The following is a 3,064-nucleotide window of genomic DNA, read 5'->3' on the forward strand; positions in this document are numbered from 1 at the left end:
ACGGACAAGGCGCTCAAGGCCGTTCTCGGGAGGATCATGAAATGAGGACGGAGGTTCACGCGGAGGCGCGGAGACGCGGAGAAAAAGAAGACGGGCATTCCTGTCCGCCAAATGGCGGGTTGGAAAACCCGCCCTCCGTTGGGGATGCCGTGCAAACCGAGTTAGGACGATTACCTGCTGGATGGCGGGTCCAGCGGTTCGACTCGTTATTTGTCGTCCAGCAGGGAAAGCAGGTCTCGAAAGACAATCGCGTCGGAGAAAACCAGCGCCCATTCCTCCGCACGAAGAATGTCTTCTGGGGTCGCCTCGATTTGTCGGACCTCGACGAGATGCATTTCACTGAAGCGGAAGAGAAGCGATTGGCCTTGTTGCCTGGCGATCTACTCATCTGCGAGGGCGGCGACATCGGACGCACCGCCATCTGGTGTGGAGAGCTTGCCCGCTGTTACTACCAGAACCACCTTCACCGCGCCCGCCTGCGAGATGACGCTGCGGATTCCCTTTTCGCGCTCTATTGGCTCTGGTATGCCTTCGAGGTTGGCAGCGTTTATTTTGGGCGTGGCAACGTTACGACGATTCCAAACCTATCGCAGTCGAAACTCTGTGAGCTTCCGCTTCCGGTCCCACCCCTCGCCGAGCAGCGGAAGATAGCGGCGGTGTTGGGGCTGGTGCAGCGGGCGCTGGAGCAGCAAGAGCGGCTGATCGCGCTGACCACGGAATTGAAAAAGTCGCTCCTGCACCAGCTCTTTACGCATGGCCTCCGCGGCGAACGCCAAAAACAAACCGAAATCGGCCCCGTGCCGGAGAGTTGGGAGGTGGTGGAACTGGGTTCCATGGTGAATTTTCAAACTGGAAAGTTGAATTCAAATGCCGCCACGCCGGATGGTGAATACCCTTTTTTCACTTGTTCTCAAGAGACCTTCCGGATTAACCATTACGCCTTTGATACAGAAGCCATCCTTCTTTCGGGGAACAACGCCCAAGGAATATACTCCGTGAAGCACTTTAAAGGCAAGTTCAACGCTTATCAACGGACCTATGTTATTACGCTCAAGGATGATAATTCACTACCTTATTCTTTCCTCCATCAGGCACTTGCACGAAACCTTGAGCGTTTGCGAACGCTCTCGATTGGGACTTCAACGAAGTATTTAACTTTAGGAGTTTTGCAGAATCTACCAGTGGCAAAACCAGAGTACGAAGAAGCTGTACGCATTGGATATAAGCTTCAAATTGTGGAAAAAAGAAGTGAACATGCGGAAAGACAAAAAGCACTTTTGGAAGACCTCTTCCGCACCCTGCTGTACCAGTTGATGACAGCACAACTTCGGGTCCACCACCTCGACCTGCATGAACTGGAGATCAAACAATGAACGAGAACTACTATCTCAAGATCGGCGGCGCTGAGATTCTCAGCGAACAACTGATCGCGGATCTCTCATCTCCTGACGCCGCCACGCAAAAGAAGGCAAACGCTGTTCTTTCAGAGCGGCTTAAAGAGACGCGGGTTCGTGTAGGCACTCTACTCAAAACTGACAATGTCTCATTCCTAATTGGCGCAGGCGCTTCCATGAAGGCAGGTGGCATCGGGCTGGCGTCGATTCCCGTCGAGTTGGAGAGAGACCTTCACAAAAAGGCTGTGGAATCCGCCGAGAGCGGCCATAACCCCGACTGGTTATCCCTGTTCTATACAACGTCGTCCGCGCTGTCTGGTAAAACATTCGATCTGGACAAGCGCAGGATTGCATTGGCTGGAGACCTTGGCCAAGTTCCCGAGATACCCCGCAATCTTGAAGACTATCTCAGCCACCTGCACATGTGGCGGGCGGGGATGCCTGCATTCGCGACAGACATCGTCCTCAACCTTGCTGCGGGCGGAACCTTGGTTCTGTCCAAGACTGGTATCGACCACCTGATTCTGGAGATTGAACGTAGTCTAACGTCATTGGTCGATCTCCCGACCACCGGTAAGGAAGACGCGCTCAAAGACCACCGTCGCCTGATCAAGAAGACCCTCACCCGTCCACTTAATCTGAGGCGCGCCAATTTCTTCACACTAAACTATGACACCCTGATCGAGAAGGCCGCTGATGCTGAAGGTGCCGTCTTGGTGGATGGCTTTGTCGGGACTCTTCGGCGGATATTCCGCCCCGAATCCTACGATTTGGACTTCTACTTTCCGGCTCAGACTACCGAAGGCCGGGTTCATCGCTTTGATCGCGTACTCCATCTCTACAAGCTGCACGGGTCCATCACGTGGCACCGTTGCGCCGCGGATTGGGAAAACCCTTACGGACTCTTCGCGACGTTTCATAACCAAGATACCCCGGAGGATGACGTTCTGATCTACCCATCGCCACTCAAGTATGGCCAGGCGCTCGGCCTGCCCTATTCGGAGTTATTTCGCCGTTTTGGTTCTGCAATTGCACAGCCCCAGTCGGTGCTCTTCACGGTAGGCTACGGCTTCGGCGATGAGCATGTCAATGCCCTTATCCGCCAGGCACTGGCCATCCCAAGTTTCACACTGGTTGTGATCGACCCGGCACCCGCAAGCCCTTTTGTAAGCCACCTGAAACAGCTTGGTGATGAACGCGTATGGTTGGTGTGTGGCTTGCAACTCGGCACCTTCGAATATTTTGTTGAGAGACTGCTGCCCGACCTTCGGGAGGAGGAGATCACGTCCAAAGTCATGAAGACCTACAAAGCATTGGAACCTTCGCCTCAACATTCCGAACCCGCCGCGGAGGATATAGATGACAACTGAACACGAGATCGGACGCGTCGTCGCTGTCGATACGGCACAGATCTCGGTCGAGTTAAACCGGGATCTAAAAGCCCTGACGCGCGCAACTTATGAAGGCACGATTGAAGTCGGGCGAATCAACTCCTACATCATCATTCCTGTGGGGGCGCGGCGGATCGTCGCCATGGTGACACGCGTCGTCATGACCGAGGAGAGCGAGCTTCAGGCCGACAAGACCATGGTTTCTCTGCCGTCCACCCGCCGTCTCATGAAGGCGACGATGATCGGCTCGATTGACGAGGATCGGTTTCGGCAGGGCAT

3 protein-coding genes are annotated in these 3,064 nt (G+C 54.6%); all 3 read left to right on the plus strand.

Annotated features, from left to right (window positions below):
• A partial coding sequence (locus PHV74_14740) for a restriction endonuclease subunit S (protein ID MDD5095614.1) occupies positions 1 to 1,373 on the plus strand: 1,373 nt, incomplete at its 5' end.
• Complete coding sequence (locus PHV74_14745; GenBank protein ID MDD5095615.1) at positions 1,370 to 2,764, plus strand: SIR2 family protein; 1,395 nt, start codon at positions 1,370 to 1,372, stop codon at positions 2,762 to 2,764. The genes PHV74_14740 and PHV74_14745, both read left to right, overlap by 4 nt.
• Positions 2,754 to 3,064, plus strand: a 311-nt coding sequence (locus PHV74_14750; protein MDD5095616.1) for an ATPase, incomplete at its 3' end; no start/stop codon positions are given. The genes PHV74_14745 and PHV74_14750, both read left to right, overlap by 11 nt.

The sequence above is a fragment of the Dehalococcoidia bacterium genome (assembly GCA_028711995.1).
Classification (GTDB): domain Bacteria; phylum Chloroflexota; class Dehalococcoidia; order SZUA-161; family SpSt-899; genus JAQTRE01.

What these genes read in the sequence shown, in the direction of transcription:
- PHV74_14745 (MDD5095615.1), top strand. Translation starts at nt 1,370, where the DNA reads ATGAACGAGAACTACTATCTCAAGATCGGCGGCGCTGAGATTCTCAGC.